The organism is Priestia veravalensis, from assembly GCF_001457055.1.
Taxonomy (GTDB): Bacteria; Bacillota; Bacilli; order Bacillales; family Bacillaceae_H; genus Priestia; species Priestia flexa.
Genome location: NZ_KQ758648.1, coordinates 24,490 through 50,371, shown reverse-complemented (window position 1 = coordinate 50,371; position 25,882 = coordinate 24,490). Strand labels below are relative to the sequence as shown.

Here is a 25,882-nt window from a genome sequence, read left to right as displayed (position 1 = left end):
AACGATTGAGAGTTTCTCACTTTTAATCGTTCAGGTTTTTTGTTGATTGTGAAAACAATGTTGGAAACAGGGTGGAATGGAGCGTAGGACACTCGACTCCTGCGGGAAAGAGAGGGAAAACTGAGATCCCGCAGCGCAGCGAGGAAGCTCAGGTTCCTCCCCGCGGAAAGCGAGTGGCCGTAGCGCAATGGAACGAACGTGTTGAGACAAATCAAAGAGATTGGAACATCTATTGTTCGTCTTTTAGAAGTAATCATTTTGTTATGTCCCAAACTCTTTTTTTGTATATATCTTTCCCTACTCACACAAACTGAGGAAGAAGTTTATTTCACTAAGGAAAGGAAGATACAATATGAATAAAAATGAAAACCAAAAACAAATTAAACCCGTCAATACAAATGATTTAGCAGGACGTCAATTTAAAGCTGCAGACTACAAAAATTCAGATGAAGTATCACAAGGCCTTTCTGAAACGCATGAACAAATGAGCGACACTTACCAAGAAGGTACGATTGAAGACACAAATCGCTAATGCTACAAAGACGCTTACTAGCGTCTTTTTTTTCATTCTCTACCCTCTCACTTTTGCCAAACTCAAAATTACTAGTGACAAAATGTAAAGACAGTTGTAAACTGTTTAAGACTACTGTAAAGACATCTGTTAGAGGAGGACCCTATGAGTAAGAACAATTTGTCTGAACGTCAGCTATTAAACATCGCCGGACTCGGTTGGTTATTCGATGCAATGGACGTAGGCATTCTTTCGTTTATTATTGCAGCTCTACATACAGAATGGAACCTTACACCTAATGAAATGAGCTGGATTGGTAGTGTGAACTCCATCGGCATGGCTGTTGGAGCTCTTGTTTTTGGATTGCTTGCGGATCGAATCGGTCGAAAATGGGTGTTCATTATTACGCTATTACTCTTTTCAATTGCGAGCGGATTGTCTGCTTTATCGACAACTTTATGGATGTTTTTAACTTTACGATTTATTATCGGAATGGGACTAGGCGGAGAGCTTCCTGTTGCTTCAACACTTGTATCAGAGACCGTAGCTCCCGAAAGACGAGGGAAAATCATTGTATTGCTGGAAAGCTTTTGGGCATATGGCTGGTTAGCTGCCGCACTTATTTCATACTTTGTTATCCCAAACTTCGGCTGGCAAATCGCATTATTAATTACCGCTTTACCTGCTTTTTACGCACTTTATTTGCGTATCAAACTTCCAGATTCACCGAAGTTTACACAGTCAATTGCAGAACATAAACCATCCGTTTTAGATAATATTAAGCATGTATGGAGCAAAGACTATCGTAAACCAACAATCATGTTATGGATTCTTTGGTTTTGCGTTGTATTCTCCTACTACGGTATGTTCTTATGGTTACCAAGCGTGATGGTTATAAAAGGATTCAGCTTAATTAAAAGCTTTGAATACGTACTCATTATGACTCTTGCACAACTGCCGGGCTATTATACGGCCGCTTGGTTCATTGAACGAATGGGACGAAAATTTGTACTAATCACCTATCTCATTGGAACGGCTGCAAGCGCATATTTCTTCGGAACTGCAGAGTCTCTCGGCTTACTGCTAGCATCAGGAATGCTTTTGTCGTTCTTTAACTTAGGTGCTTGGGGAGCTTTATATGCGTATACACCGGAGCAATATCCGACAGTTATTCGCGGTACTGGTGCAGGAATGGCTGCTTCCTTTGGCAGAATTGGAGGAATTTTAGGCCCACTGCTTATTGGTTATTTAACAACTAAAGGCGCTTCTCTGACCGTTATATTTACTATTTTCGCAGGAGCTATCTTAATTGGTGTGGCATCGGTTATTTTCTTAGGATCTGAAACAAAACAAAAAGAATTAGCTTAATAAAAAAGGCGTTCCACATGGGAACGTCTTTTTTAAATTATTCACTTAGATCAACGTTATGGTAGACCTGTTGAACATCGTCTAAGTCTTCAAGTGCATCAATCATTTTTTCAAACTGAGCTTTTGCATCCTCAGGTAACGTCACATCGCTCTGAGCTAGCATCACAATTTCTGCCACCGTAAATTCCGTAATACCAGCTTCTTTAAAAGCAGCTTGTACAGCGTGGAACTGATCTGGCTCAGCGTAAACAATCACTGCATCTTCTTCTTCTAAAATATCGCGAGCGTCAACGTCTGCTTCCATTAAAATTTCAAGAACTTCGTCTGATGATTTGCCTTCCAGTCCAATAACAGCAGTTGCATCAAACATATAAGAAACAGATCCACTAACGCCCATATTACCGCCGTTTTTACCAAAAGCAGCGCGAACGTCTGAAGCTGTGCGGTTTACATTGTTTGTTAACGCATCAACAATAACCATTGAACCGTTTGGACCAAAGCCTTCATAACGAAGCTCGTCATAACTTTCTTCTCCGCCACCTTTTGCTTTTTCAATTGCACGATCAATGATAGCTTTTGGTACGTTATACGTTTTCGCTCGCTCTAAAACAACTTTTAGCGCTTGGTTTGCTTCTGGATCCGGCTCACCTTGTTTTGCTACTACATAAATTTCACGGCCAAATTTAGCATAAATTCGACTTGTTTGAGCATCTTTTGACGCTTTCTTTTCTTTGATATTATTCCACTTACGACCCATATTTTTCACTCTCTTTCGAATGTATATCTAATGTTAAAACATCACTCTGCCACCTTCTATTATACCGCAATTAATTTATTCGGCAATTCTTTCAGCACCATCATCATTCATCTTTACATGATGATAAATAAAAGCTACTACAAAGAATAAGCTCATATACTAAGCTAGAAATCGTCTGATACCCTACCTTCAAAAAGGATATCATCGGGATCGAAAATAATTAAATGATAAAATTATTTATCTATCATATTTTTCGAGAAAAGAATTTTTTTCGACAACTGAATAGCACTTACTCATTACATGTAGGAAGGATGATTTTTTTATGAAAACCGAAATACCTCAACCTAAAACATATGGACCTCTTGGCAACGTACCTTTGCTTGACAAAAATAAACCCGTCCTATCGTTAATGAAATTAGCTGAAGAATATGGCCCGATTTTCCGATTACAAGGTCCGACCGGCTCCTCTCTTGTTCTTTCAGGACATGAGCTTGTAAAAGAAGTGTGTGACCAGTGACGTTTTGATAAAAATGCTGAAGGTGCTTTAGCTAAAGTTCGCGCTTTTGGTGGCGATGGTCTCTTTACAAGTTGGACACACGAACCAAACTGGCAAAAGGCACACAATATTTTGGCTCCAACATTTAAGCAACGAGCAATGAAAGATTACCATTCTATGATGACTGATATTGCGGTTCAGCTCGTTCAAAAGTGGGAGCGTTTAAACCCAAATGAAGAAGTTGATGTTCCAGAGGATATGACCAGACTCACATTAGATACAATTGGCTTATGTGGGTTCAACTATCGCTTCAATAGCTTTTATCGCGAAAACTATCACCCTTTTGTAACAAGTATGGTACGTGCTTTAGAAGAAGCCATGCATCAAATGCAGCGACTAGATATTCAAGATAAATTAATGGTTCGAACAAAAAACACTTTCAACGTGATATCCAAGCGATGTTTTCATTGGTTGATAGTATCATTTCAGAACGCAAAAACCAAAATGGTCAGAACGACAAAGATTTATTGGCGCGCATGCTAAACGTTAAAGATCCTGAGACAGATGACCTGCTAGATGATGAAAACATTCGTTATCAAATTATTACTTTTTTAATTGCAGGTCATGAAACAACGAGTGAATTACTGTCATTTGCCATTTACTACTTAATGAATAATCCTGATAAGTTGGAAAAAGCTTATACAGAAGTCGATACTATTTTGACGGATGATATACCTTCATATGACCAAGTAGTAAAACTCAAATATATCAAAATGGTGTTAAACGAATCTCTCCGATTATGGCCAACCGCACCTGCTTTCAACCTTTTTGCTAAAGAAGACGCCCTTATTGGAGGCAAATACCCTGTGCAAAAAGAAGGTGAGCGCATTATGGTTTTACTTCCTTCTTTGCATCGTGATAAAAGTGCTTGGGGAGATAATGTAGAAGAGTTTATTCCAGAACGGTTTGAAGATCCTAAAAAAGTGCCACATCATGCTTTTAAACCCTTTGGAAATGGGCAGCGAGCATGTATTGGTATGCAGTTTGCGCTTCATGCAACTATTTCGTTCTTTCAAATGGCGATGAAATATATAGCCATAGCATAATCCTTAACAGTTTCAGCTTCTAACCTGAAACAACATAAATAAACTTCAAATAAAAAAGAACCATGAAGCCGCAGCTAGTGCAGCTTTATGGTTCTTATTATAAGTAAGTGTGACTTAACCCATAAAATTGTATAATAATTACCCATATATCTGCACGAAATAAAACATTTTTTACCTACATCGAATAAAAAAACAACTATAGTAACTCATATATTTGCAGAAAATTTGCTTATGAACGATAAAACCACTAAAAGTTAATATAGTTAATTGTGTTTCCAATATATAAATGGATGTTCAATAAATAACAGCTATCTATTCAAACAAGGCAGGGTGGGAATACATGAATTTAAAACAGCCTCATCTGTTCAGCACTAGAAGATGGATTATCATCTAGTGTATAGCCCATCGTTCGATAGCCTGTTAGGCGTTTTTCATACATTTTCTTTAAAACCGGAACATTGTAATCTACATAGTCATATACTCTAACTTCTTGTTTATTAGCATGGGTTCGATGCAAACGCCCTACATATTGTTGTAAAGTGCCTTTCCAAGATATTGGCATGGCTAAAAACAAGGTATCAAGCCTGGAATAATCGAAGCCTTCTCCAATATATTTTCCTGTAGCAATTACTAGCAACTCTGAATCATCTTGAATTTCTACCAAACGGTGTAATTCTTGCTGACGTTCTTTCTTTTTCATACTACCTGAGAGGATGATAATATTTTTGGCAAATCCTTTAAACCTTCTGTGTAGTTCTTCAACATGTTCAACTCTTTCTGTCAATACTAAAGGCGAGCGCCCCTCCCCTAGAACTTGTAATACATCATTAAATAATAGAAGATTTCGTTGTGTAGTTGTTGATAGTTCGCTATAAATATCTTGAATCTTCGTCTTTTCTGTAGAGAATGTTGTATGTTTAGGGATAAATCGATGAACAAAAGGTCGGATTTTCGCTTGTACTTTTGCATCATTTTTATAACGAATTGGACCACATTGCATATAAATAATAGGATGGAGACCGTCTTTCCGAATAGGTGTTGCAGTTAATCCATGTACATATCTTGCTCTCACATTTTTTAATACTTGTTCAAAACTAAAAGCTGAGATATGATGGCATTCGTCAACGATGATTTGTCCATATTGTGTTACAAGAGCATCAATTTGTCCTTTATGGTTTAAACTTTGAATTGTTGCTACATCAATTATTCCTGTTGATCTATTTTTACCTCCACCTATCTGTCCAATTGATTTTAACGGGATGTCAAAGAAAGTAGAAAGCTGTTCCATCCACTGTTGCATCAACTGCGTGCGATGTACAATGATTAAAGTATTAACTTTCCGAGCAGCTATAAGTGCAGCTGCTGTAACTGTTTTACCAAACCCAGTAGTGGCTGAGAGAATACCGTTATCATGTGTAAGTAACTCAGAAATAGCTTCTTGTTGTTGTGATGTCAATGTGCCATGGAAGGTGACCTCAATTTGATTTCCTTCATACCGTTGATTTGCAGTTCCCACATGAACAGAGTGTTCTTGTAAAAGTTTCTGTAAATCTTCGAAACAACCTCTTGGCAATACGAATTGAGTTGTTTCGTCTACTGTACAATTAATAATTCTTGGTATTCTATGTGTTGACATCCGATTTGCTTGAGCTTTATAAAACTCAGGATTATTAAAAGCTGCTAACCTTGCTATCTTGGATAGTAAAAAGGAAGGGATCCCCTCTTTCGGAATATGAATTCCATTCTTTAAATCAACGGTCATTTGTTTAGGGAGTATTTGTCCCGATATGGTTTCTCTAATAATAGTGGAATCATCCTGTTTAATTACTTTCTGCACATCTATTTTCGACATTTTCCTAATTGACGAAAGGTATATCCATTGATCTGGATAAGGAGTAAATGTTTCATCTACAAAGATACTATTACTATTTACCCTAGCCTGTTGTTGTAACGGCAATGCAATTAAATTGCCAAATCCTCCTTTTGGCAAGGTATCTTGGTTAGGAAATAAACGGTCATAAGAGTCCATCCCAACTTCATATCGAGTTTCTAATGTCTTAGATAGAAGATTCATTCCAAGTTTTCGCGCAAGAGATGCAGTTATAGATTCTTGAAAGAAAATCCATACATGAGCGCCATTACCAGAGCGAGAACGTTCAATATTGCAAGGGATATGATACTCTTTACAGACTTGTACAAAAGCATAAACATCATCTTTCCAGTTTTGTTTATCAAAATCTATAGCTAAAAACCAACATGTATCATCGTCAAGAAGTGGGTAAAGACCTGCTGTATGTTTTCCACTTAGGTGATCATAAATGACTTGATCTGACAAATTCATTAAAATTCGATGAGTACAATTGCTACATTTAATCTGAGGTTTTCTACATAACTTTGGATGCCATTCATTTACACAGGAGGGGCTATAGCCAGAGCGTCCACTTTTAGATTCCCACCGTTTCGCAAATACATCATTTCTACCTCTAAATAAGCTTCGAAATAAGTGAACCTTTTCTTCAGGGGAAGATTGATTTGTAATAACTTTATTTATGTCTATTTGATTTTCAGTTTTTTTTTGTTGAATTGTCATCTTTTGTACAAGTTGTTTTAGATACGTATTTTCCTTCTGTAGTCGTTCACATTCTTGTAAAGCTTGCTGTAGTTGAAGATGTAAGTTCATACCATCCCTCTATTTAATCTTTTTGTATAATGATATTGTACAAGATAGAGGGATGGATTAAAAGATAGAGGCCAAATGGGCGATGAATAATACAATTTCCCCCTTACACATAGCTGTTATACTAAACGGAAGACAAAAATCGGTCTTATCCGTTATTTAAATTCCATATATTCTCTATAAATCCCCCTCGATACAGAAGTAAAGATTACGATGATATTAAGGATTGAAATCCTGCTGCTTTTACTTTAGACAACATATTTATCACTTTGTTCTTGACAACTAATTAAAATCTGAATGGAATGAACCATCTACTATATACTACTTATATCCATGGTTGCACAAAGTTTATTTTAGAACCATAAAATTGCAGAAAATTAATTAGAATTTTTTTCTTCTGAGGCTACTTTTAAATTATTAAAATTTAAAAAATTAAATATAATGTCTAAATCTGCATCTTTTTCAAATAAAGTTAATTATATAAATGATGATAGGTTTCTCCAGTAGGATGCTCATGTCCACAGTGAGGACAAACTAATATAAATTCGCCTTCTGGATATCTGGATGATGTTCTAGTTTGACAATCAGCGTTAACATGCATTTCATCCTTACAATTAGAACAATCTGTAAAATTATTGCTCTGTAAATGATCTTTAACAGTCTTTTGTTCCGGAAAAATTAATGACTTTTGCGGATCTATAATATCTAGAACTCGTCTTAAATTATTATTGAATTGAACTCCTGCTTTTTCAGCATAACCTTTTAGATTATCATGTAACTCTGCACCGTTACCTCCACTGAAATCTTTGCTATTTTCGGTAATAAAATAAATATGATCAAAATTCTCCTCATTTTTTTGAGCATAATCACAAGCCGTAAAAAATATAATAGCATCTGCCATTTCATTTTTTGAAGCTTTTTTAGAACCACTCTCTTTATTAAATGTAAAAAAGGGAGCTTTTCTTTCTAAAGACATATTAACTATTAGGTTATCTATACTGGAATTTCTTGAAGGGATATCAGTGTAATATTTATTTTCTATAAAATCATTTAAATTTCGAGCTCTTAATCCATGTGTATATCTATATTGCCTTACAGCCATGATTTCTAATTGCTCTAATCTTGTTAAAAAATCATCTTTTTCTTGCTGTTGATCAAAATGTGACGCCAGATCTTTATGCTTTTGGAGTGATTTTCTTGTATCTTTTAAATATTGCTCATTTCTCTCTTCTTTGTGTTTATTCCATTCTCCTTTTACCTGTTCAGGAATAATTAATTTTATCCATCTATTCGTTAATAAACCTAAAAGGCGACGAAATAACTCATCTTCACCTCTCTCTGGATCAAATAAATAAACTAGCACATTTGTATCTAAAATTAAGCCATTAGGAACCTTACCTGGATTAAATTTAAGCATAGCATTATCCCCTTTTCTTTTTTGCACATCGAATATATCTTAACACCTTAAAGTATGGAAAAATAAAATAATTTAACTTTTATCGATTATTTATCCACAAAAAATAAAAAGAGTTTGGGACATAACAAAATGATTGCTTCTAAAAGACGAACACTAGCTGTTCCCATCTCTTTAGTTTGTCTCAACACGTTCATTCCATTGCGCTACGGTCACTCGCTTTCCGCGGGGAGGAACCTGAGCTTCCTCGCTGCGCTGCGGGATCTCCGTTTTCCCTCTCTTTCCCGCAGGAGTCGAGTGTCCTACGCTCCATTCCACCCTGTTTTCAACATTGTTTTCACAATCAAAAAAAAACCTGAACGATTAAAAGTTATGAACTCTCAATCGTTCAGGTATAGTAGAGGCTGAACTACTTATGTCTCAGTCTCTTTTAGGCTTTCTTAAGAATTAGAATCAAGAAACTGTATTTCAAGGCTGTACTAAATTTAAATTCTTTTATTTTATATTTAAACATTTGAAGGAATCATTCTAGGCTGTTTATTAAAATTAATACTAGGAGAATAAAGAAGGCTTCGTAAAAGATCACACGACTTTGAATGGTATGATCCAGCAATATTACGAAATAGATAAAAACCTTTATAAAAATTACCATAAATCAATCCGAAGCTTTTTAGCTAATCAACAAAATTTTCGTCCAATACTGGATTTCATTATTGACAGCAAGCTTCACCTTGACTCTATATCCGTGAATGATCTAACTTATAAAGATTCACTTATTTATTCATTTATGACTGATGCTTATGACTTACTGCTAAAGTATTTTCCTAACACTCAGATGATATACTTTGAAACAGAAAAGAAGGAACGTTTAGAGGAGTTAAATAAAAAACAACGTACTGGAATTCTTAGAGGAATTGAATTAGAATTATTTTATACCTTTAAATACGAGGGAACTGGAGAAAAAAAAGGCAGACAATATATCACTCGTCCTGTCACATTTCAAAATGATCCGCATATGCTATTAATTACGGTTGACCCAGATTTACTCCCAGAAACTCAAGAATTACAAAACGCTCAGTTTGAAGAACTCATGGATGAATTTGAAAGTATCTTATCTGAGACAATAGAAACAAATACTTCTTTATAAAAGGGGGAACAATAAATGAACAATAAATCACCAAAGCATTTAGATATCCAGAAGCAAATTAATAGCAAATTAAATAATTTAGATACTAAAAAAGAAAAAACCTCAAAACCGAAATCGATGATAAAATCAACTAATTTATCTATTTTTAGTAAATCAGTAAAACCTTTTAAAATTAATTAAAATCCTATTTAAATATTTCTAATCATAAATTTTTTAAATTAAAGTTCAAAAAACAATCACGTCTTTATAAAGATGTGATTGTTTTTCATTATAAAATCCCCTCTAAAACTTTGAGGAAGCATAAATTTAAAAACTAAAAAAGAACCATAAAGATGCATTTTCTGCAATTTTATGGTTCTTGTTATAGTAAGGTTAGCCACCAAAATTATGTATTTGGTGGAGACGGTGGGAGTCGAACCCACGTCCAGAAATATCGCCACTTAAGCGTCTACGAGTGTAGTCAGCATATTCGCATTTCGCTCATTTATCTGCCTGCTGACAGGCGCCCAAAGAGCTAGTCTGATTAATCTCTTCCTTCGTCCTCAGACGGCGAACTCCGGCGTAGCCCACTTAAAGTGAGTCCCTTACCCTACCACATGGGCGATGGAGGGAGGAACCGCTAAGCTGTTATTAGGCAGCTAAAGCGAAGTTATTGTTAGATTTGCCAGTTATTATTGGCGTTGATGTTTTAACGAGGCCATCTCCTCGACTCGCAACCTAAGCTCGAACTATCCCTGTCGAATCCGTAACGTCCCCATTATGAAAAGGGAGTCGGAATGCGTAAGATTTTTCACTTACAGCAGATAGCGACTTGTGTTTGCAAAAGTCATCTAACGAATAACTATTTTTATTATAGCACAAAACAAGCATTTTGCAATTGTAAAATAATGTAACTATTCTTTTTGACGATCGCGGAAAGCTCGCTCTATATCGCGTTTCGCTTCTTTACGTTTTAAGTCTTCGCGCTTGTCATATTTCTTTTTACCCTTACCAAGACCTAATAAAACCTTAGCAAAGCCGTTTTTTAAATAGATTTTCAACGGTACAAGTGAATACCCTGTTTCCTTGGTATAGCCGATCAATTTATTGATTTCACGCTTGTGAAGTAAAAGCTTGCGGGTACGCAGCGGTTCATGGTTGTAGCGGTTTCCTTGTTCATATGGACTAACGTGCATATTATGTAAGAATACCTCACCGTTTTGAACGCGTGCGAATGAGTCTTTTAAGTTTACGCGCCCGTTACGAATCGACTTTATTTCCGTTCCTTGTAGGACAATTCCTGCTTCGTACGTTTCTTCAATAAAATAGTCGTGTCTTGCTTTTTTATTTTGAGCAACTACTTTCCCTTCACCTTTTGGCATACTTGCTTATTCCCCTTTCATTCGCTCGTCTTTAGAAGCAGCCGTTAAGGCTGCTTCTATTTACTTATTTACGCTTCTTCTTTTTCTTTTTAAGATTTGGTGCGCCTTCAAAGAATTTTTTCTTTTTCCTCTTTTTCGGCTTTTGTGTTGTCCATTCACCTTTTGAATCGCCTGCTTTATCTTTGCGACGACCTCTGCGGTTTTCTTTATCGTCCTTGCGTGACTTTTGTTTCATGTTAATCACTTTTGGACGGTCTTTTGACAAACGCTTTTGACTTGTCTTCATGCCGACAATAACAAAGTCAATGGCACGCTCGTCTTTATTCACATCAGCAACTTTAATTTCAATTTCATCGCCAATACGGAACACTTTTCCTGTTCTCTCACCAATCATTGCATAATGGCGTTCATCATAGCGATAATAATCATCCGTTAAATCACTAACATGTACAAGACCTTCAATTGTATTTGATAGTTCAACGAACATTCCAAAGTTTGTTACTGAGCTAATAATTCCGTCAAACGTTTCACCAATTTTATCTGCCATAAACTCCGCTTTTTTCATATCGTCCGTTTCACGCTCTGCGTCAACCGATCTTCTTTCCATGCTTGAAGAGTGATCAGCAATTTCAGGAAGCTTTTCGCCCCATTTTTCTTGCGTTGCTTCATCCACCTGATTGTTAATTAAATACGTACGAATTAAGCGATGAACGATTAAATCAGGATAACGGCGAATTGGAGACGTGAAATGTGTGTAGAACTCCGCTGATAGTCCAAAGTGGCCAAGGTTATCTGCTTGATATTTGGCTTGCTGCATCGAGCGTAGCATTACTTTAGAAACCACCATCTCTTCTGGTGTTCCCGCTACTGCTTCTAAAATGTCCTGTAGCGCACGAGGATGAATGTCATTTCCTGTTCCCTTTACAGCGTATCCTAAATTCGTCACAAATTCTAAAAAGCGATTAAGCTTTTCTTCTTTTGGATCTTCATGAATACGGTACATAAACGGAACATTCATCCAGTGAAAATGCTCAGCCACAGTTTCATTTGCTGCTAGCATGAATTCTTCAATTAGCCTTTCGGATACAGAGCGCTCACGCAGTATCACATCGGTTGGATGACCGTCGTCATCAACTAATACTTTTGCTTCTTTAAAATCAAAGTCGATTGCTCCTCGGTCCATACGCTTTTTACGAAGAATTTCCGCCAGTTTTTCCATACGCTCAAACATTGGAATCAGCTCTTCATAACGAGCGCGAACGGCTTCATCTTTGTCTGTCAGAATTTTATTAACATCGGAATACGTCATTCGCTCAGTTGTTTTGATTACACTTTCGAAGATATCATGATTAACCACTTCTCCAGCTGAATTAATTTCCATTTCACAGGAAAGCGTTAATCGATTTACTTTTGGATTTAAGGAACAAATCCCGTTTGAAAGTCGATGCGGAATCATAGGAATTACGCGATCTACTAAGTAGATACTTGTTCCGCGTTCTGCCGCTTCTACATCAATTGGTGAACCTTCCGTTACATAGTGACTAACATCTGCAATGTGAACACCTAACTTATAGTTACCGTTTTCAAGCTCTGTTACCGTTACCGCATCATCTAAATCTTTAGCATCTGCCCCATCAATAGTAACAATCACTTGGTCTCGTAGATCTCGACGACCTTTTATTTCGTCTTCTGAGATCGTTTCAGGTGTATTAATCGCTTGCTCTAAAACATCGCCTGGAAACTCCTGTGGAAGTCCATATTTATGAATAACTGAGATAATGTCGACTCCTGGATCATTTTTATGACCTAAAATCTGTACAATTTTCCCTTCTGCATTCATGCGCCCTTCTGGATAGCTTGTTAACTCTACAACAACCTTATGTCCTTCTGCCGCCCCATTACGTGCACCTTTAGGAATAAAGATATCTCCTGCGATCTTTTTATCATCCGCAATAACAAACCCAAAGTTTTTACTTTCCGTGTACGTTCCAACAATTTGTTGTGTACCACGCTCAATGATTTTAACAATGGTTCCTTCACGGCGGTTACCTGAAGACTCTGACAGTACGCGAGCTAATACAATGTCTCCATGCATTGCATTGTTTGTCTCCGTGGTTGGAATGAAAATATCATCCGCTCCTTGCTCTTCTGGGACAACAAATGCAAATCCCTTGGCATGACCTGTTACTTTTCCTTTAACGAAATTCATTCGTTCAGGTACACCATATCGATTGTTTCTTGCTCGAATTATAAGACCTTGTTCTTCCATGATTACAAGAGCTTTTACAAAATCTTTAAACTCAGCTGAATCTTCAATCCCAAACTCTTTCTCTAATTCTTGGACCGTTAAAGGTTTATACGTTTCTTCTTTCATAAACGTTAACAAACGGTCAATATACTGTTGAATTTCTTGTTCCAAGTCTTTCCCTCCTTTTCGTTGTGCTTATCAATAACACTATTTATCAAAAATAGCATTCATCCGTCCTCATTTACTTTTTTGGTCAACTTTAGGCTCTCATTTTTTGATTAGCCTTTTACCAATCTAATGATTCTAAGAATTGATAAACATCTTCATGCAGCTGGTCTCTTTCCTTATCTAACGTAATAGCATGACCCGATTCTTCATACCATTTAATATCTTTTACAGGTGACTCAACATTATTGTAGATAATATTTGCACTATCTGTATTAATCATATGATCGTTACGTGCTTGTACAACAAATGTTGGTGCATAAATCATATCAACAGAGTCTCTAACTTCCGAAATTAGTCCTTGTAATGCGTTCAACGTATTCATCGGTGTCTTCTTAAATTCTTCCATCTCTTGCTGGATTTGATCTTCAGATTTTCCTTCACGCTTTTTATATTCGCGAGCGTACTCTAAAACACCTTCATACATCACTTCTTCACTTTTGATATACATAGGTGCGCACATTGGGACAATACCCTTTATAGGTACAGTGTAACCTAATTTAAGCGAAAATACGCCACCAAGTGATAGCCCAACTGCTGCAATGCTTTCATGACCACGATCTTTTAAAAGCTGATAGCCATCCATTACGTCTTTCCACCAATCTTCAGGCCCTGTATGTACTAATTCTTCAGGTGCTACGCCATGTCCTTTATAATGAGGTGCATGACACGTGTACCCTTTCTTTTCTAAGAAGCGTCCGAGCATACGAACATCTGCTGAATTACCTGTGAATCCGTGTAATAACAATACGGCTTTATCTCCACCTTCAAAAGTGAACGGTTTTGGTTGTGCAATTTTCATTTCAATTAACTCCTTTTTTTCTATAATGTCTACAACTATGAAGAAATCAGTCATTTTTTTATGTGATATGTCTCACAAAGCATGACCTAATCATTGTGTTTGTTTATGTAATTCCATTTGCCCAAGCAAAATGGAATCTTTTTCATTAAATATTCATTATATCATTACATGAATTTAAAGTTAAAGAATTGAACACTTATGAAAAATACCACCTGATGTATACAACTTGGCACATACCAAATTCGTATACATCAGGTGGTATTTACAAACGAACTTACAGTTGAAAATATGATACCGCAATCGTTAATAAGAAAAACAGCACGGATAATACAACCGTTAAACGGTGCAGTACTAAATCAAGTCCACGCGCTTTTTGCTTACCGAATAATGTTTCAGCACCACCTGAAATTGCTCCAGATAAGCCAGTGGATTTGCTTGTTTGAAGAACAACAACCACGATTAGCGCAATCGAAACAATAACTAGCAGCGTGATTAGAAATGTGTGCATATGCTACCTCCTGTAGATAAGGAAAATAAACTGTTGCTATCTATACAAACTATTTTTATATGCTAAAAATCAGACTACTTTAAAGTAAATTTATCATAAAATGGCTATTGGTACAAGTCAAGACAATAAAAAAAGATGGATGAAAAGCTTTCATCCATCTTTTTTATCACTCATATAACTTATTTCTTTAAGTTATAGAAAGATTTAGCGCCATCGTATACAGCTAGAACACCTAGCTCGTCTTCGATGCGTAGTAATTGATTGTATTTTGCAATACGGTCTGTACGAGACATAGAACCAGTTTTGATTTGACCAGCGTTTGTTGCAACAGCGATATCAGCGATTGTTGCATCTTCAGTTTCACCAGAACGGTGAGAAACTACAGCTGTGTAACCAGCGCGTTTAGCCATTTCAATTGCTTCAAATGTTTCAGTTAATGTACCGATTTGGTTAACTTTGATAAGGATAGAGTTACCTACACCTTGTTCGATACCTTGAGCAAGTTTTTTCGTGTTTGTTACAAATAAATCATCACCAACAAGTTGTACTTTACCACCGATACGATCAGTTAAAAGTTTGTGACCATCCCAGTCATTTTCGTCTAAACCGTCTTCGATTGAAACGATTGGGAATTCGTTAACTAGTTCTTCGTAGAAGTCTACCATTTCAGCAGAAGTTAAACCGTTACGACCTTCTCCAGCTAAATCGTATTTACCAGTTTCTTTGTTGAAGAATTCAGAAGAAGCAACGTCCATACCTAATTGGATGTCTTGACCAGCTTTGTAGCCAGCTTTTTCGATTGCTTCAACGATTACTTCTAATGCTTCACGGTTAGAACCAAGGTTTGGAGCGAATCCACCTTCGTCACCTACAGCTGTGTTTAAGCCTTTTGCAGATAATACAGCTTTTAACGCGTGGAATACTTCAGCACCCATACGGATTGCTTCTTTAAATGTAGGAGCTCCTACAGGTAAGATCATGAATTCTTGGAAGTCAACGTTGTTATCAGCATGAGAACCGCCGTTGATGATGTTCATCATTGGAGTTGGTAATTGCTTAGCGTTGAATCCACCAAGGTAACGGTATAATGGAAGACCTACGAAGTCAGCTGCTGCATGAGCTACTGCCATAGATACACCAAGGATAGCGTTAGCACCTAGTTTACCTTTATTTTCAGTACCATCTAGCTCGATCATAAGGCGGTCGATACCGATTTGGTCAGTTGCGTCCATACCTACTAATTCAGGAGCGATGATTTCGTTTACGTTTTCAACTGCTTTTAATACACCTTTACCTAGGTAACGAGATTTGTCACCATCACGTAGTTCTACTGCTTCGTGTTCACCAGTAGAAGCACCACTTGGTACGATTGCGCGTCCGAAAGCGCCTGACTCAGTGTATACTTCAACTTCAACTGTTGGGTTACCGCGAGAATCTAATACTTCGCGTGCATAAATGTCAAGAATTGTTGGCATTTTAAAACTCTCCTTTAAAAATCAATTATTTAATTAATGTTTTACCTGTCATTTCTTTTGGCTGAGCTACATCTAAAAGGTTAAGCATTGTAGGAGCTAAGTCACCTAGAATACCATCTTCACGAAGCTCTACGCCTTGCTTTGTTACGATAACTGGAACTGGATTTGTTGTATGAGCCGTCATTGGGTTACCTTCAAGCGTTACAACTTCATCAGAGTTACCATGGTCTGCTGTGATGATTGCTGTACCACCTTTAGCTAAAATCGCATCCACAATTTTACCTAGGCATTCATCGACTGTCTCAATTGCTTTAACTGTTGGCTCTAACATACCAGAGTGTCCAACCATATCTGGGTTTGCAAAGTTTAAAATAATAGCATCTTGCTTGTCTCCTTCGATTTCTGCAAGCAACGCGTCCGTCACCTCATAAGCACTCATCTCAGGTTTTAAATCGTATGTTGCTACTTTTGGTGAATCGATTAAGATTCGCTTTTCACCAGGAAACTCTGCTTCACGTCCACCGCTCATAAAGAACGTTACGTGTGGGTATTTTTCTGTTTCTGCAATACGAAGTTGCTTCAAGTTGTTTTGAGATAATACTTCACCAAGCGTATTATCCAAGTTAACAGGCTTGAAAGCTACATATCCGTTAACTGTTTCACTAAAGTGAGTTAAGCATACGAAATGTAAGTTTTTCGGATGTTTTTCACCGCGATCAAATGAACGGAAGTCTTCGTTTGCAAACGTATTTGAAATTTGAATCGCACGATCAGGACGGAAGTTATAGAAAATAACTGCATCTTCGTCTTTGATTGTCGCAACTGGTGAACCGTCTTCTTTTGTAATAACAGAAGGTAAGACGAATTCGTCGTATACGCCGTTTTCATAAGAGTCTTTTACGCACTCTTCTGGGCTTGTATAAGATGGACCTTCACCGTAAACCATTGCGCGATAAGCTTTTTCAACGCGCTCCCAGCGTTTGTCACGGTCCATTGAGTAGTAACGTCCTGAAAGTGTTGCAATTTCCCCAACGCCGTACTCTTTAATTTTTTCATTTAATTCTTTTAAATACTGCTCGGCAGATTGAGGTGCTACGTCACGACCATCTAAGAAACCGTGGATGTACACACGCTCTAAGCCTTCTTTTTTCGCTAAGCGAAGAAGAGCATATAAGTGCTCGATGTGACTGTGAACACCACCGTCCGATAAAAGTCCGAAAAGATGAAGGCTTGTACCTTTTTCTTTTGCGTGCTTCACCGCAGCTACAAGCGTTTCGTTTTTCTCAAACTCACCTTCGCGAATTGCTACGTTCACGCGTGTTAAGCTTTGATAAACAATACGACCTGCACCGATATTTAAGTGTCCTACTTCAGAGTTACCCATTTGGCCTTCTGGTAGACCTACAGCTTCACCTGATGCTTGAAGCGTCGCATGTGGAAACTCGTTCCAGTAACGATCGAAGTTTGGTTTTTTTGCATGTTTAACTGCATTACCTTTTTCTTCATCACGTAATGCAAAACCATCTAAGATGATTAATGCTGTTGGTTTCTTACTCATTACTTACCAGCCTCCAAAAGCTGTAAGAATGAAGAAGCTTCTAAGCTTGCTCCACCTACTAAAGCACCGTCGATGTCTGATTGAGACATGTATTCTTTGATGTTAGCAGGCTTTACGCTTCCGCCGTATTGAATACGAACTGCATCTGCTACGTCTTGAGAGAATTGCTCTGCTACTACGCTACGGATATAAGCACAAACTTCGTTTGCACCTTCTGCAGTTGAAGATTTGCCTGTACCGATTGCCCAGATTGGCTCATAAGCAATAACAACTTGTTTTGCTTGCTCGTCAGTTAAACCTGCTAACGCTTTTTGTACTTGGTTAGCTACAACTGTTTTTGTTTGATCTTGCTCATACTCTTCATTTGTTTCACCGCAACAAACGATGGGTGTTAAACCATGTTTGAATGAAGCGATTGTTTTTTGATTTACTGTTTCGTCAGTTTCAGCGAACATTTCGCGACGCTCAGAGTGACCTAAGATTACATAGTTCACGCCTAAATCAGCTAGTGCAACTGGGCTTACTTCTCCAGTGAATGCTCCGCTTTCTTCAAAGTGCATGTTTTGTGCACCAACTTTTAAGTCTGTACCTTTAGTTGCTTGTACTAAGCGGTCTAAGAATAATGCTGGAGCACATACTACTGATTCTACGTTCTCAGGAGATGGTACTGCTCCCTTTACTTCTTCAACAAAGCTTGTTGCTTCTGAAAGTACTTTGTTCATTTTCCAGTTTCCTGCAATGATTGGTTTACGCATGTGTAACACCGTCCTTTGTTTATTGTTGGTTTCCCTTCACTCACGTTGGATTAAAAAGAGGGTGCTGTTCAAAAGAGGTCGGTCCACACTCTTTTTATCTCTTTCATGTCCCACTCGTTACTCTCTGTGATGTTCGTTCTTAGCATCAGTTTTCAGGTCGGTCCTCCATCGAACTGTTACGTTCAACTTACTTATCGTTTAGAGCAACTACGCCTGGAAGTTCTTTACCTTCCATAAACTCTAGTGACGCACCGCCACCTGTAGAAATATGGCTCATTTTATCAGCTAAACCGAATTTCTCAACAGCTGCAGCAGAGTCTCCTCCACCGATTACTGAGTATGTGTCAGTTGCTTCAGCTAAAGCTTCCGCTACTGCTTTTGTACCGTTAGCGAATGTATCTAATTCAAATACACCCATTGGTCCATTCCAGATCACTAGCTTAGAGTTTTTAATTACGTCAGCATAGATTTCACGCGTTTTTGGGCCCGCATCTAAGCCTTCCCAATCGCTTGGAATGTTCTCAATTGATACAGTCTGAGTGTTTGCATCATTTGAGAAGTCATCTGCTACTACCACGTCTACTGGCATGTAGAAGTTAACACCGTTTTTCTTCGCTTTTTCCATGAATGATTTTGCAAGATCAATCTTATCTTCTTCAAGAAGAGATTTACCTACTTCATGGCCTAGTGCCTTAATAAATGTGTAAGAAAGTCCTCCACCGATGATTAAGTTATCTACTTTATCAAGCAGGTTATCAATTACATCGATTTTGTCTTTAACTTTTGCTCCACCAACAATTGCAGTGAATGGACGGTCTGGGTTTGATAATGCTTTAGAAAGCACATCAAGTTCTTTTTCCATTAAGAAACCTGCTACTGCTGGAATATGGTGAGCAATTCCTTCAGTTGAAGCATGTGCACGGTGAGCTGCACCAAATGCATCATTTACGTAAACGTCTGCTAACTCAGCAAATGCTTTTGCTAATTCAGCATCATTTTTCTCTTCACCTGGGTAGAAACGTACGTTTTCAAGTACTAAAACATCGCCTTCGTTCATGCTGTCGATTGTTTTTTGTACGTTTTCACCAAAAGCTTCGTCAGCTTTTGCTACGTCTTTACCTAAAAGAGCTTGTAAACGCTCTGCAACAGCAGTTAAACGTAATTCTTCAACTACTTCGCCTTTTGGACGTCCAAGATGGCTAGCTAAAATTACTTTTGCACCTTGTTCTACTAGGTGTTGAATAGTAGGAAGAGCTGCACGAATACGAGTTTCATCTGTTACTTTTCCGTCTTTCATTGGTACGTTAAAGTCTACGCGACAAAATACTCGCTTTCCTTTTACATCGATGTCTCTCAACGTTTTTTTATTCATCGTCAAAAGGCCTCCTTAAGTATTATGGGGTACTAAGCGATTAGGCTTCTATGTAAATCACAATATAGCTAGCTGTAGTAACCTTTCATATATTGGCGCCTTACAATATGAAAAATGCCACGACTAGCAACAAGATGACGTTTATGCTGTAGAAGCCGATACATAAATCAAGGAAGAGGGGGGGGGCCCCTCTCTTCCTTAGCAAGTCTTATTATAGTATTTCTCATTTGAGATATCCAATAAAAACAAAGCAGTGTCCTATGGGATATCTATCTAGCTATGACTAAAGAGTCGATTTCGCTGTTCTTATAGTCCTTTAGCAGCGATGTATTGAGCTAAGTCTACTACACGGTTAGAGTATCCGCTCTCGTTATCGTACCAAGAGATAACTTTTACCATGTTACCTTCCATTACCATTGTAGATAATGCGTCGATTGTAGAAGAGTTGATGTTACCGTTGTAGTCACCAGATACTAATGGCTCTTCGCTATAGCCAAGGATCCCTTTAAGATCGCCTTCAGCAGCTTCTTTAAGAGCGTTGTTTACATCTTCAACAGTTACTTCTTTATCAAGCTCAGCAACTAAGTCTACTAGAGAAACGTTTGGAGTTGGAACACGCATAGCTCCACCGTTTAATTTACCTTTTAATTCAGGTAATACTAGAGATACAGCTTTAGCAGCACCAGTTGAAGTTGGGATGATGTTCTCAGCAGCTGCACGAGCACGACGGTAATCTTTATGTGGTAAGTCTAAGATTTGTTGGTCATTTGTGTAAGAGTGAACCGTTGTCATCATTCCACGTTTAAGGCCGAACTTGTCGTTTAACACTTTAGCGAATGGCGCTAAGCAGTTAGTTGTACAAGAAGCATTTGAAATTACGTTGTGGTTAGCTGCATCGTATTTGTCTTCATTAACACCCATTACGATTGTGATGTCTTCATCGCTTGCTGGAGCAGAGATGATTACTTTTTTAGCTCCTGCTTCTAAGTGTTTTGCAGCGTCAGCGCGTTTTGTGAAGAATCCAGTAGATTCAACAACGATATCTACGCCTTGTTTGCCCCAAGATAATTGAGCTGGGTCACGCTCAGCAGAGATTTCGATTGTTTTACCGTTTACTACTAAGTTGTTGCCATCTACTACTACTTCTGCATCTAATTTACCGTGTACAGAATCATATTTTAAAAGATGAGCAAGCATGTTAGCGTCAGTTAAGTCGTTAATTGCTACTACCTCAACGTTATCGTTTTTTAAAGCTGCGCGGAATACGTTACGGCCGATACGACCAAATCCGTTAATACCAATTTTTACTACCATGGGTATTTCCTCCTTGAATGTAAAAAGTATTTTTTATAATCAGGGATTAATTAAAATCCCTTACTAACTCTTTTGCAGCACCTTCATCTGTAATAAGGATCGAATGATGTGCTTGTTGCATAAATGCTCGAATTGCCTTTGCCTTCGAAGAACCACCTGCTACCGCGATGACACATTTATTGTTCTTTAAATCATCGAGTTGTATGCCAACTGTTTTCACTTTATGAACAACTTCTCCCTTTTGATTGAAGTAATATCCAAAAGCTTCACCAACAGCATGTCCTTTTTTGATTTTTTCTAAGTCTTCAGAAGATGTCCTTCGACGCTCCGCCATTGTCATAGCGTCTCCTATTCCATGAACAACCATACTTGCTGACTTAATTAATTGAATCATCTCCCGAATGGAAGGTTCCCCTACAATTGACTTATAGGCTTCGTCACTTAGCTGGTCTGGGACATGAAGAAGACGATACTGACCCATCGATTTTTCAGCCATTTTTGCGCAAATAGTGTTCGCTTGGTTTTGAACATTTTCACCAAGTCCACCACGAGCTGGCACAAATAGAACATCAGGGTGCTTAATTTCCGGTGTCATCATATTAGCAACAGCGGCAAGCGTTGTACCACCTGTAACAGCAACAATCTTTTTGGAATCAACAAGGCGCTCTTTGATGCACGACACAGCAGCTCTACCCATTTCGTTTTTAACAAAAAGTGAAGAATCGCTATCTCCAGAAACAACAACGACTTCTGCTAAAGAAAAGGCTTCTTTTAATGTTGTTTCCAATAATCGAAGTCCGGAAACTTCTTTCATTACGACTTCTAAATCGTGTAGCAGTAGCTCACCTTCTGTCGTAAGTGTCATTCCAGTTGTCTGCACATCAATTAAATCTTGCTCTTTCAGAAATGTAACCTCACTGCGTAACACACGCTCTGTTAACCCTAAGCTAACAGCTAAGTTGCGTCTGCCGATCGGTTGCATTAAGCGTATGTACTGCAAGATTTGATATCGCTTTTGCATAACAGATAGAAGTTCAGGCAATAATTTTCGTTGTACTTCTATTAATGAACGCATGTTTAAATCTCCTTAAGTTGCAAGCTCCTTGGACAACATAAGTCCCATATAGACATATTTTGTCCCACCCACGCAAAAAAAATTCACCCTGTTACATGTTTCATTCTAACAGGAGTGAATCCTTTATTCAACTCATCTGATGGCGTTTTTATAAAGTAAACGCTTTCTTATATTTTCTCTTTGAATTTTCCCATACATAACAACCTCACCATCGATTTCTATAACCGGAATCATAAGATGAAATTGTTCTAATAAACGTTCATCTGAGTAAATATCCTTTTCAATCACACTAAAGTTAAGGTCATGCTGTAAGGCAGTTAACATATCTTTAACCTCTTCACATAAAGGGCATGTTTTTCTTGTATACAAAACAACCTGCATCGACATCACCTTCTTTTTAATAGAGTTATACGTAAACTTTTCTTTGGTTAGATGAAGCAATGTTTAGCTGTTCCCGGTATTTAGCTACCGTTCTTCTTGATATTTTCACATCATGCTCTGTTAATAACTGGTTGGTGAGCTGCTGATCAGATAGCGGCTTCTTTTTATCTTCTTTTTCCACTAACTGTTTAATAAGCTCTTTTACCGTCATAACGGACGTTTCTTCAGTGGTACCCAGCTTTAAACTTGCTGTAAAAAACGACTTCATAGAAAATGTTCCAAAAGGTGTTTGAATATACTTATGAGTTGTCGCTCGGCTCACTGTTGACTCGTGGACGTTAATATAGTCTGCTAGTTCTTTCATCGTTAACGGCTGTAAAAAAGATGGCCCATGTTGAAAGAATCTTTGCTGTTTTTCTAGTAGTCCATGAACAATTGCGTTTAGCGTCTGTTTTCGAGTCTGAAGCCCTTTTAAAATCCATTGAAACTCTCGGTACTTTTCCTGCAAATACGGCTTAACCGCGTGGTTATCTTGGAGCATTAAGCTTTGTCTATATGCATCGTTAACTGATAACCGAAAATCTAACTCTTCATTGGCGTAAGCTACTAGCTCATCGCCCTCTTTCTTTATAATATAGTCCGGAATAATAAAGCGCTCTGCTTGAGTGGCATATAGTAATCCTGGCCGAGGGTTCAAACGCTTAATTTGATCATGGTATTTTTGAACTTGCTCCAGTGATATACTGCACTCTTTTGAAATTTTACTCCACTTTTTATACGCAAACTCTTGAAAATATTCTGTCAAAATTATTTCTAACTCATCAGAAAGCTGCCCGCTTTGCTCTAGCTGGATCAGTAAACATTCCTGAAGATTTCTTGCCCCTACCCCTATAGGATCTAACTGTTGAAGAGAATTTAACACCCTTTCCACTTCTTCTAAATTACAACTGCATGCTTGTGCTACAAGCATTAAGTCCTCCTTCAGATATCCATGCTCATCCAAGTTCTCAATCATATAGCAAATGATGTCGTGTTCCTTAGTGGTTAATTCCAAAAACACAATTTGACCTAGCAAGTGCTCTGTCAATGTTTCTTGCTTAGAAGCAATTGAGTTTAGTAAGTCTTTATCATCATTAGCGTTCTGCTTATAAACTGAAGGCCTACTTGTAACTAACGGGGCATCACCAAAATCGATAAGCGGATTTTGCATCGCTTGCTCTTGTATAAATGATGCAATATCCAACGATGAATATTGTAAAAGAGAAATTGCCTGCGATAACTCTTTCGACATGGAAAGCTTTAAAGACTGCTGTTGAAATAAACCTACCTCCATTGTTTCTCCCTCCCACTGTTTATTCTACTTTGAACCTTATTACTTAGCAACGAACTAGAAGGAGAAATATATTGAAATAGAAAAGGCTACGAATGTTTCGTAGCCCTTTCCAACGGTTTATTGAATCGTGTTCGCCATTTCAATAAATTTATCTGTTTGTTCAGCTGATTTAGCAAAAATCGTAATCTTAACAGGTTTTGTTCCTTTCGTTACAATAACTTGTACACTCATATCATTAGACTCTGCTTCATACCACTCTGCATTGGCAATCTTTCCTTCTGCAGGAACGCTTGCTTTTTGTACAGCGTTCGGGTCCACTGCCATTGCTGTTTGCTTTACTACTTCTACTGCTTGTTTTTCCGAAACATCTGATAGAAGCTCAATACGCATAAATTGAGAGCCATCCTCTTTATACATTACCGTATCACGACCAGGCTCTTCCCCAGCTAGTTCGTAGCCTTCAAGTACTTTAATTGCATACTCTTGATTATCGCTTTGGACTAATTCTTTGTCCTGAACTTCAGAATTTTCTTCTGGCTGCTCTTCAGCTGACTTTTCGTTTGATGCAGCATCATTTTGTTCTTCTGTTGGCTTCGTTACTTCTGCTTGTTCTCTATCTTCAGGTGACTCGGTTAAAGGCCTTTCCGTTGCCTCTTTACTTGTCTTTTCTTCGACTGCCGGCTCTTCTTTATCTAGTGTTGCTTCGCCTTTTGACTCTACGTCATTGCTTTCAGTCTCCTCTGACTCTTTGTTCGTCTGAGACTCTTTACTGTCAGACTGCTCCTCTGAAACTGTTTTTTCATTTGCTTGTTGCACTTGCTGAGACTTTTCTTGTGTTGCTGCTTCTTCATTCGATCCACATGCGGAAAGCAATAACGCAAGAGATGCACTTACAATAAAAAACTTATTAAGGGATTTCACAATTTTTCCTCCTTAGTTTTACTTTTCCTTATATACTTGTTTTATAGCATTCTGCCAAAATTGGCAACCATGACAAACGAATTAACTTACGAATTATTAGGCCTATCCACACATAAAATATACAGTTTTTACAGAACAAATAAAAAAAGCGCTGCAAGTTTGCAACGTTTTTAGACGCCCTCGACAGGATTCGAACCCACCCTAAGAGAACCGGAATCTCTTGTGCTATCCACTACACTACGAGGGCATAAAATAAATCATTATTCCTATGATGACTGCTTTCATTATAGGAAAGAAAACCAATCTTTTCAAGTATACAAGGTTTATTTTTGGAGCAATCGGGAAAAATTTATAAAGTACAGAAAAGGAATACATACCAGAAAAAGCGAATATGTGTAAAGAGCAGTTCTTTTGTTTGACCTTTATTGACCTTACATGTATTATAAGGTACATAACAAATTATTCTTGTTAAGGAGGAATTTTATATGAATCTAATTCCTACAGTTATTGAACAAACAAACCGCGGTGAGCGTGCATACGACATTTATTCACGGCTGTTAAAAGACCGTATCATTATGCTTGGAAGTGCAATTGATGATAACGTTGCAAACTCAATTGTATCACAACTTCTATTTTTAGCAGCAGAAGACCCAGAAAAAGATATTTCACTTTATATTAACAGTCCTGGTGGATCAATTACAGCAGGTATGGCAATTTACGATACAATGCAGTTTATCAAGCCAAAAGTATCAACAATTTGTATCGGAATGGCTGCTTCAATGGGTGCTTTCTTACTTGCTGCAGGTGAAAAAGGCAAACGTTTTGCGTTACCAAATAGTGAAGTAATGATTCACCAACCTTTAGGTGGAGCGCAAGGTCAAGCAACAGAGATTGAGATTGCTGCTAAACGCATTCTTTTCTTACGTGAGAAATTAAATCACATTTTAGCTGAGCGCACTGGTCAACCACTAGAAGTTCTTCAACGCGATACAGATCGTGATAACTTCATGACTGCTGAGCGTGCTCTTGAATACGGATTAATTGATAAAATTTTCACAAACGATCCGAAGTAATAAGA

The 25,882-nt window shown here is 37.8% G+C and carries 23 protein-coding genes, 1 tRNA gene, 1 other RNA gene and 1 pseudogene; 7 read left to right on the top strand and 19 right to left on the bottom strand.

The genetic code is table 11. The annotated features are described in order from the left end of the window. Positions 1 to 71 precede the first annotated feature (71 nt). From AS180_RS22525 to AS180_RS10660, 3 genes are all read left to right on the top strand, one after another. Complete coding sequence (locus tag AS180_RS22525; RefSeq protein WP_139109187.1) at positions 72 to 314, top strand: hypothetical protein; 243 nt, start codon at positions 72 to 74, stop codon at positions 312 to 314. A gap of 38 nt (positions 315 to 352) precedes the next feature. After that, positions 353 to 532 (top strand): YozQ family protein, encoded by a 180-nt coding sequence (locus AS180_RS10665; RefSeq protein ID WP_025907485.1) that lies wholly within the window; start codon positions 353 to 355, stop codon positions 530 to 532. A gap of 144 nt (positions 533 to 676) precedes the next feature. Then, positions 677 to 1,879, top strand: a complete 1,203-nt coding sequence (locus AS180_RS10660; RefSeq protein WP_025907483.1) for an MFS transporter — start codon at positions 677 to 679, stop codon at positions 1,877 to 1,879. A gap of 37 nt (positions 1,880 to 1,916) precedes the next feature. On the opposite strand, the gene AS180_RS10655 is transcribed toward AS180_RS10660, so the two are convergent. Continuing rightward, complete coding sequence (locus AS180_RS10655; protein WP_035319819.1) at positions 1,917 to 2,636, bottom strand: YebC/PmpR family DNA-binding transcriptional regulator; 720 nt, start codon at positions 2,634 to 2,636, stop codon at positions 1,917 to 1,919. Between the two features lie 322 nt (positions 2,637 to 2,958). Here AS180_RS10655 and AS180_RS10650 point away from each other — a divergent pair. Then, positions 2,959 to 4,232 (top strand): annotated as a pseudogene (locus tag AS180_RS10650) (cytochrome P450); the annotation flags it as partial. A gap of 352 nt (positions 4,233 to 4,584) precedes the next feature. Here AS180_RS10650 and AS180_RS10645 read toward each other — a convergent pair. The 3 genes from AS180_RS10645 to AS180_RS22520 form a co-directional block, all read right to left on the bottom strand. After that, positions 4,585 to 6,918 carry a TOTE conflict system archaeo-eukaryotic primase domain-containing protein gene (locus AS180_RS10645; protein WP_062686803.1) on the bottom strand — a complete coding sequence of 778 codons (2,334 nt, stop codon included), beginning with the start codon at positions 6,916 to 6,918 and terminating at the stop codon, positions 4,585 to 4,587. Positions 6,919 to 7,387: 469 nt separating this feature from the next. Beyond that, complete coding sequence (locus AS180_RS10640; RefSeq protein ID WP_220387604.1) at positions 7,388 to 8,359, bottom strand: PIN domain-containing protein; 972 nt, start codon at positions 8,357 to 8,359, stop codon at positions 7,388 to 7,390. Positions 8,360 to 8,503: 144 nt separating this feature from the next. Next, positions 8,504 to 8,647 (bottom strand): hypothetical protein, encoded by a 144-nt coding sequence (locus AS180_RS22520; RefSeq protein WP_156413476.1) that lies wholly within the window; start codon positions 8,645 to 8,647, stop codon positions 8,504 to 8,506. 274 nt (positions 8,648 to 8,921) lie between these two features. Between AS180_RS22520 and AS180_RS10635 the strand changes: the two genes are divergently transcribed. Both AS180_RS10635 and AS180_RS22515 read left to right on the top strand, forming a co-directional pair. Beyond that, a complete protein-coding gene (locus AS180_RS10635; RefSeq protein WP_062686801.1) occupies positions 8,922 to 9,476 on the top strand; it encodes a hypothetical protein in 555 nt (184 codons plus the stop codon). Between the two features lie 15 nt (positions 9,477 to 9,491). Then, the gene (locus AS180_RS22515) at positions 9,492 to 9,656 is read left to right on the top strand and encodes a hypothetical protein (RefSeq protein WP_156413474.1); all 165 of its coding nucleotides are present in this window, start codon (positions 9,492 to 9,494) and stop codon (positions 9,654 to 9,656) included. A 214-nt stretch (positions 9,657 to 9,870) separates the two neighbouring features. Here the strand turns inward: AS180_RS22515 and ssrA are convergent. From ssrA to AS180_RS10560, 15 genes are all read right to left on the bottom strand, one after another. Continuing rightward, positions 9,871 to 10,232, bottom strand: a transfer-messenger RNA (tmRNA) gene (ssrA, locus tag AS180_RS10630). Positions 10,233 to 10,369: 137 nt separating this feature from the next. Beyond that, on the bottom strand, positions 10,370 to 10,837 hold the full coding sequence (gene smpB, locus AS180_RS10625; RefSeq protein WP_025907473.1) for an SsrA-binding protein SmpB: 468 nt from the start codon (positions 10,835 to 10,837) through the stop codon (positions 10,370 to 10,372). A gap of 64 nt (positions 10,838 to 10,901) precedes the next feature. After that, entirely contained in the window at positions 10,902 to 13,211 is a 2,310-nt protein-coding gene (gene rnr / locus AS180_RS10620) for a ribonuclease R (RefSeq protein WP_374699990.1), read from the bottom strand. A 160-nt stretch (positions 13,212 to 13,371) separates the two neighbouring features. Next, on the bottom strand, positions 13,372 to 14,112 hold the full coding sequence (locus AS180_RS10615) for an alpha/beta hydrolase (protein WP_025907469.1): 741 nt from the start codon (positions 14,110 to 14,112) through the stop codon (positions 13,372 to 13,374). A gap of 274 nt (positions 14,113 to 14,386) precedes the next feature. After that, positions 14,387 to 14,620, bottom strand: coding sequence for a preprotein translocase subunit SecG (gene secG, locus AS180_RS10610; RefSeq protein WP_025907467.1), 234 nt, complete (start codon positions 14,618 to 14,620; stop codon positions 14,387 to 14,389). 179 nt (positions 14,621 to 14,799) lie between these two features. Next, positions 14,800 to 16,095 (bottom strand): phosphopyruvate hydratase, encoded by a 1,296-nt coding sequence (eno, locus tag AS180_RS10605; RefSeq protein ID WP_025907465.1) that lies wholly within the window; start codon positions 16,093 to 16,095, stop codon positions 14,800 to 14,802. A 25-nt stretch (positions 16,096 to 16,120) separates the two neighbouring features. Continuing rightward, a complete protein-coding gene (gpmI, locus tag AS180_RS10600) occupies positions 16,121 to 17,653 on the bottom strand; it encodes a 2,3-bisphosphoglycerate-independent phosphoglycerate mutase (protein ID WP_062686800.1) in 1,533 nt (510 codons plus the stop codon). Continuing rightward, on the bottom strand, positions 17,653 to 18,408 hold the full coding sequence (gene tpiA, locus AS180_RS10595; protein ID WP_025907462.1) for a triose-phosphate isomerase: 756 nt from the start codon (positions 18,406 to 18,408) through the stop codon (positions 17,653 to 17,655). Before tpiA ends, gpmI begins: the two co-directional genes overlap by 1 nt. Positions 18,409 to 18,595: 187 nt before the next feature. Then, positions 18,596 to 19,780 carry a phosphoglycerate kinase gene (locus AS180_RS10590; protein WP_025907460.1) on the bottom strand — a complete coding sequence of 395 codons (1,185 nt, stop codon included), beginning with the start codon at positions 19,778 to 19,780 and terminating at the stop codon, positions 18,596 to 18,598. 306 nt (positions 19,781 to 20,086) lie between these two features. Beyond that, the gene (gap, locus tag AS180_RS10585; RefSeq protein WP_025907458.1) at positions 20,087 to 21,094 is read right to left on the bottom strand and encodes a type I glyceraldehyde-3-phosphate dehydrogenase; all 1,008 of its coding nucleotides are present in this window, start codon (positions 21,092 to 21,094) and stop codon (positions 20,087 to 20,089) included. Between the two features lie 46 nt (positions 21,095 to 21,140). Continuing rightward, positions 21,141 to 22,169: a sugar-binding transcriptional regulator gene (locus AS180_RS10580; RefSeq protein ID WP_062686799.1), complete on the bottom strand. Its 1,029-nt coding sequence runs from the start codon at positions 22,167 to 22,169 to the stop codon at positions 21,141 to 21,143. A gap of 132 nt (positions 22,170 to 22,301) precedes the next feature. Then, entirely contained in the window at positions 22,302 to 22,550 is a 249-nt protein-coding gene (locus tag AS180_RS10575; RefSeq protein WP_025907455.1) for a glutaredoxin family protein, read from the bottom strand. A 25-nt stretch (positions 22,551 to 22,575) separates the two neighbouring features. After that, positions 22,576 to 23,883, bottom strand: coding sequence for an RNA polymerase factor sigma-54 (gene rpoN, locus AS180_RS10570; protein WP_062686798.1), 1,308 nt, complete (start codon positions 23,881 to 23,883; stop codon positions 22,576 to 22,578). Positions 23,884 to 24,000: 117 nt separating this feature from the next. Further along, positions 24,001 to 24,804 carry a prolipoprotein diacylglyceryl transferase gene (locus AS180_RS10565; RefSeq protein ID WP_025907451.1) on the bottom strand — a complete coding sequence of 268 codons (804 nt, stop codon included), beginning with the start codon at positions 24,802 to 24,804 and terminating at the stop codon, positions 24,001 to 24,003. Positions 24,805 to 24,979: 175 nt separating this feature from the next. After that, positions 24,980 to 25,051, bottom strand: a tRNA-Arg gene (locus AS180_RS10560). A 238-nt stretch (positions 25,052 to 25,289) separates the two neighbouring features. Here AS180_RS10560 and clpP point away from each other — a divergent pair. After that, positions 25,290 to 25,877 (top strand): ATP-dependent Clp endopeptidase proteolytic subunit ClpP, encoded by a 588-nt coding sequence (gene clpP, locus AS180_RS10555; protein ID WP_062686797.1) that lies wholly within the window; start codon positions 25,290 to 25,292, stop codon positions 25,875 to 25,877. The last annotated feature ends 5 nt before the right edge of the window (positions 25,878 to 25,882 follow it).

Coding starts and splice junctions, on each gene's coding strand:
- rnr (WP_374699990.1), bottom strand. CDS start 13,211: ATGAAAGAAGAAACGTATAAACCTTTAACGGTCCAAGAATTAGAGAAA.
- AS180_RS10615 (WP_025907469.1), bottom strand. CDS start 14,112: ATGAAAATTGCACAACCAAAACCGTTCACTTTTGAAGGTGGAGATAAA.
- rpoN (WP_062686798.1), bottom strand. CDS start 23,883: ATGGAGGTAGGTTTATTTCAACAGCAGTCTTTAAAGCTTTCCATGTCG.
- gpmI (WP_062686800.1), bottom strand. CDS start 17,653: ATGAGTAAGAAACCAACAGCATTAATCATCTTAGATGGTTTTGCATTA.
- AS180_RS10575 (WP_025907455.1), bottom strand. CDS start 22,550: ATGCAGGTTGTTTTGTATACAAGAAAAACATGCCCTTTATGTGAAGAG.
- AS180_RS10665 (WP_025907485.1), top strand. CDS start 353: ATGAATAAAAATGAAAACCAAAAACAAATTAAACCCGTCAATACAAAT.
- clpP (WP_062686797.1), top strand. CDS start 25,290: ATGAATCTAATTCCTACAGTTATTGAACAAACAAACCGCGGTGAGCGT.
- gap (WP_025907458.1), bottom strand. CDS start 21,094: ATGGTAGTAAAAATTGGTATTAACGGATTTGGTCGTATCGGCCGTAAC.
- eno (WP_025907465.1), bottom strand. CDS start 16,095: ATGCCAACAATTCTTGACATTTATGCACGCGAAGTATTAGATTCTCGC.
- AS180_RS10580 (WP_062686799.1), bottom strand. CDS start 22,169: ATGCGTTCATTAATAGAAGTACAACGAAAATTATTGCCTGAACTTCTA.
- AS180_RS10660 (WP_025907483.1), top strand. CDS start 677: ATGAGTAAGAACAATTTGTCTGAACGTCAGCTATTAAACATCGCCGGA.
- tpiA (WP_025907462.1), bottom strand. CDS start 18,408: ATGCGTAAACCAATCATTGCAGGAAACTGGAAAATGAACAAAGTACTT.
- AS180_RS10590 (WP_025907460.1), bottom strand. CDS start 19,780: ATGAATAAAAAAACGTTGAGAGACATCGATGTAAAAGGAAAGCGAGTA.
- smpB (WP_025907473.1), bottom strand. CDS start 10,837: ATGCCAAAAGGTGAAGGGAAAGTAGTTGCTCAAAATAAAAAAGCAAGA.
- secG (WP_025907467.1), bottom strand. CDS start 14,620: ATGCACACATTTCTAATCACGCTGCTAGTTATTGTTTCGATTGCGCTA.
- AS180_RS22515 (WP_156413474.1), top strand. CDS start 9,492: ATGAACAATAAATCACCAAAGCATTTAGATATCCAGAAGCAAATTAAT.
- AS180_RS10655 (WP_035319819.1), bottom strand. CDS start 2,636: ATGGGTCGTAAGTGGAATAATATCAAAGAAAAGAAAGCGTCAAAAGAT.
- AS180_RS10645 (WP_062686803.1), bottom strand. CDS start 6,918: ATGAACTTACATCTTCAACTACAGCAAGCTTTACAAGAATGTGAACGA.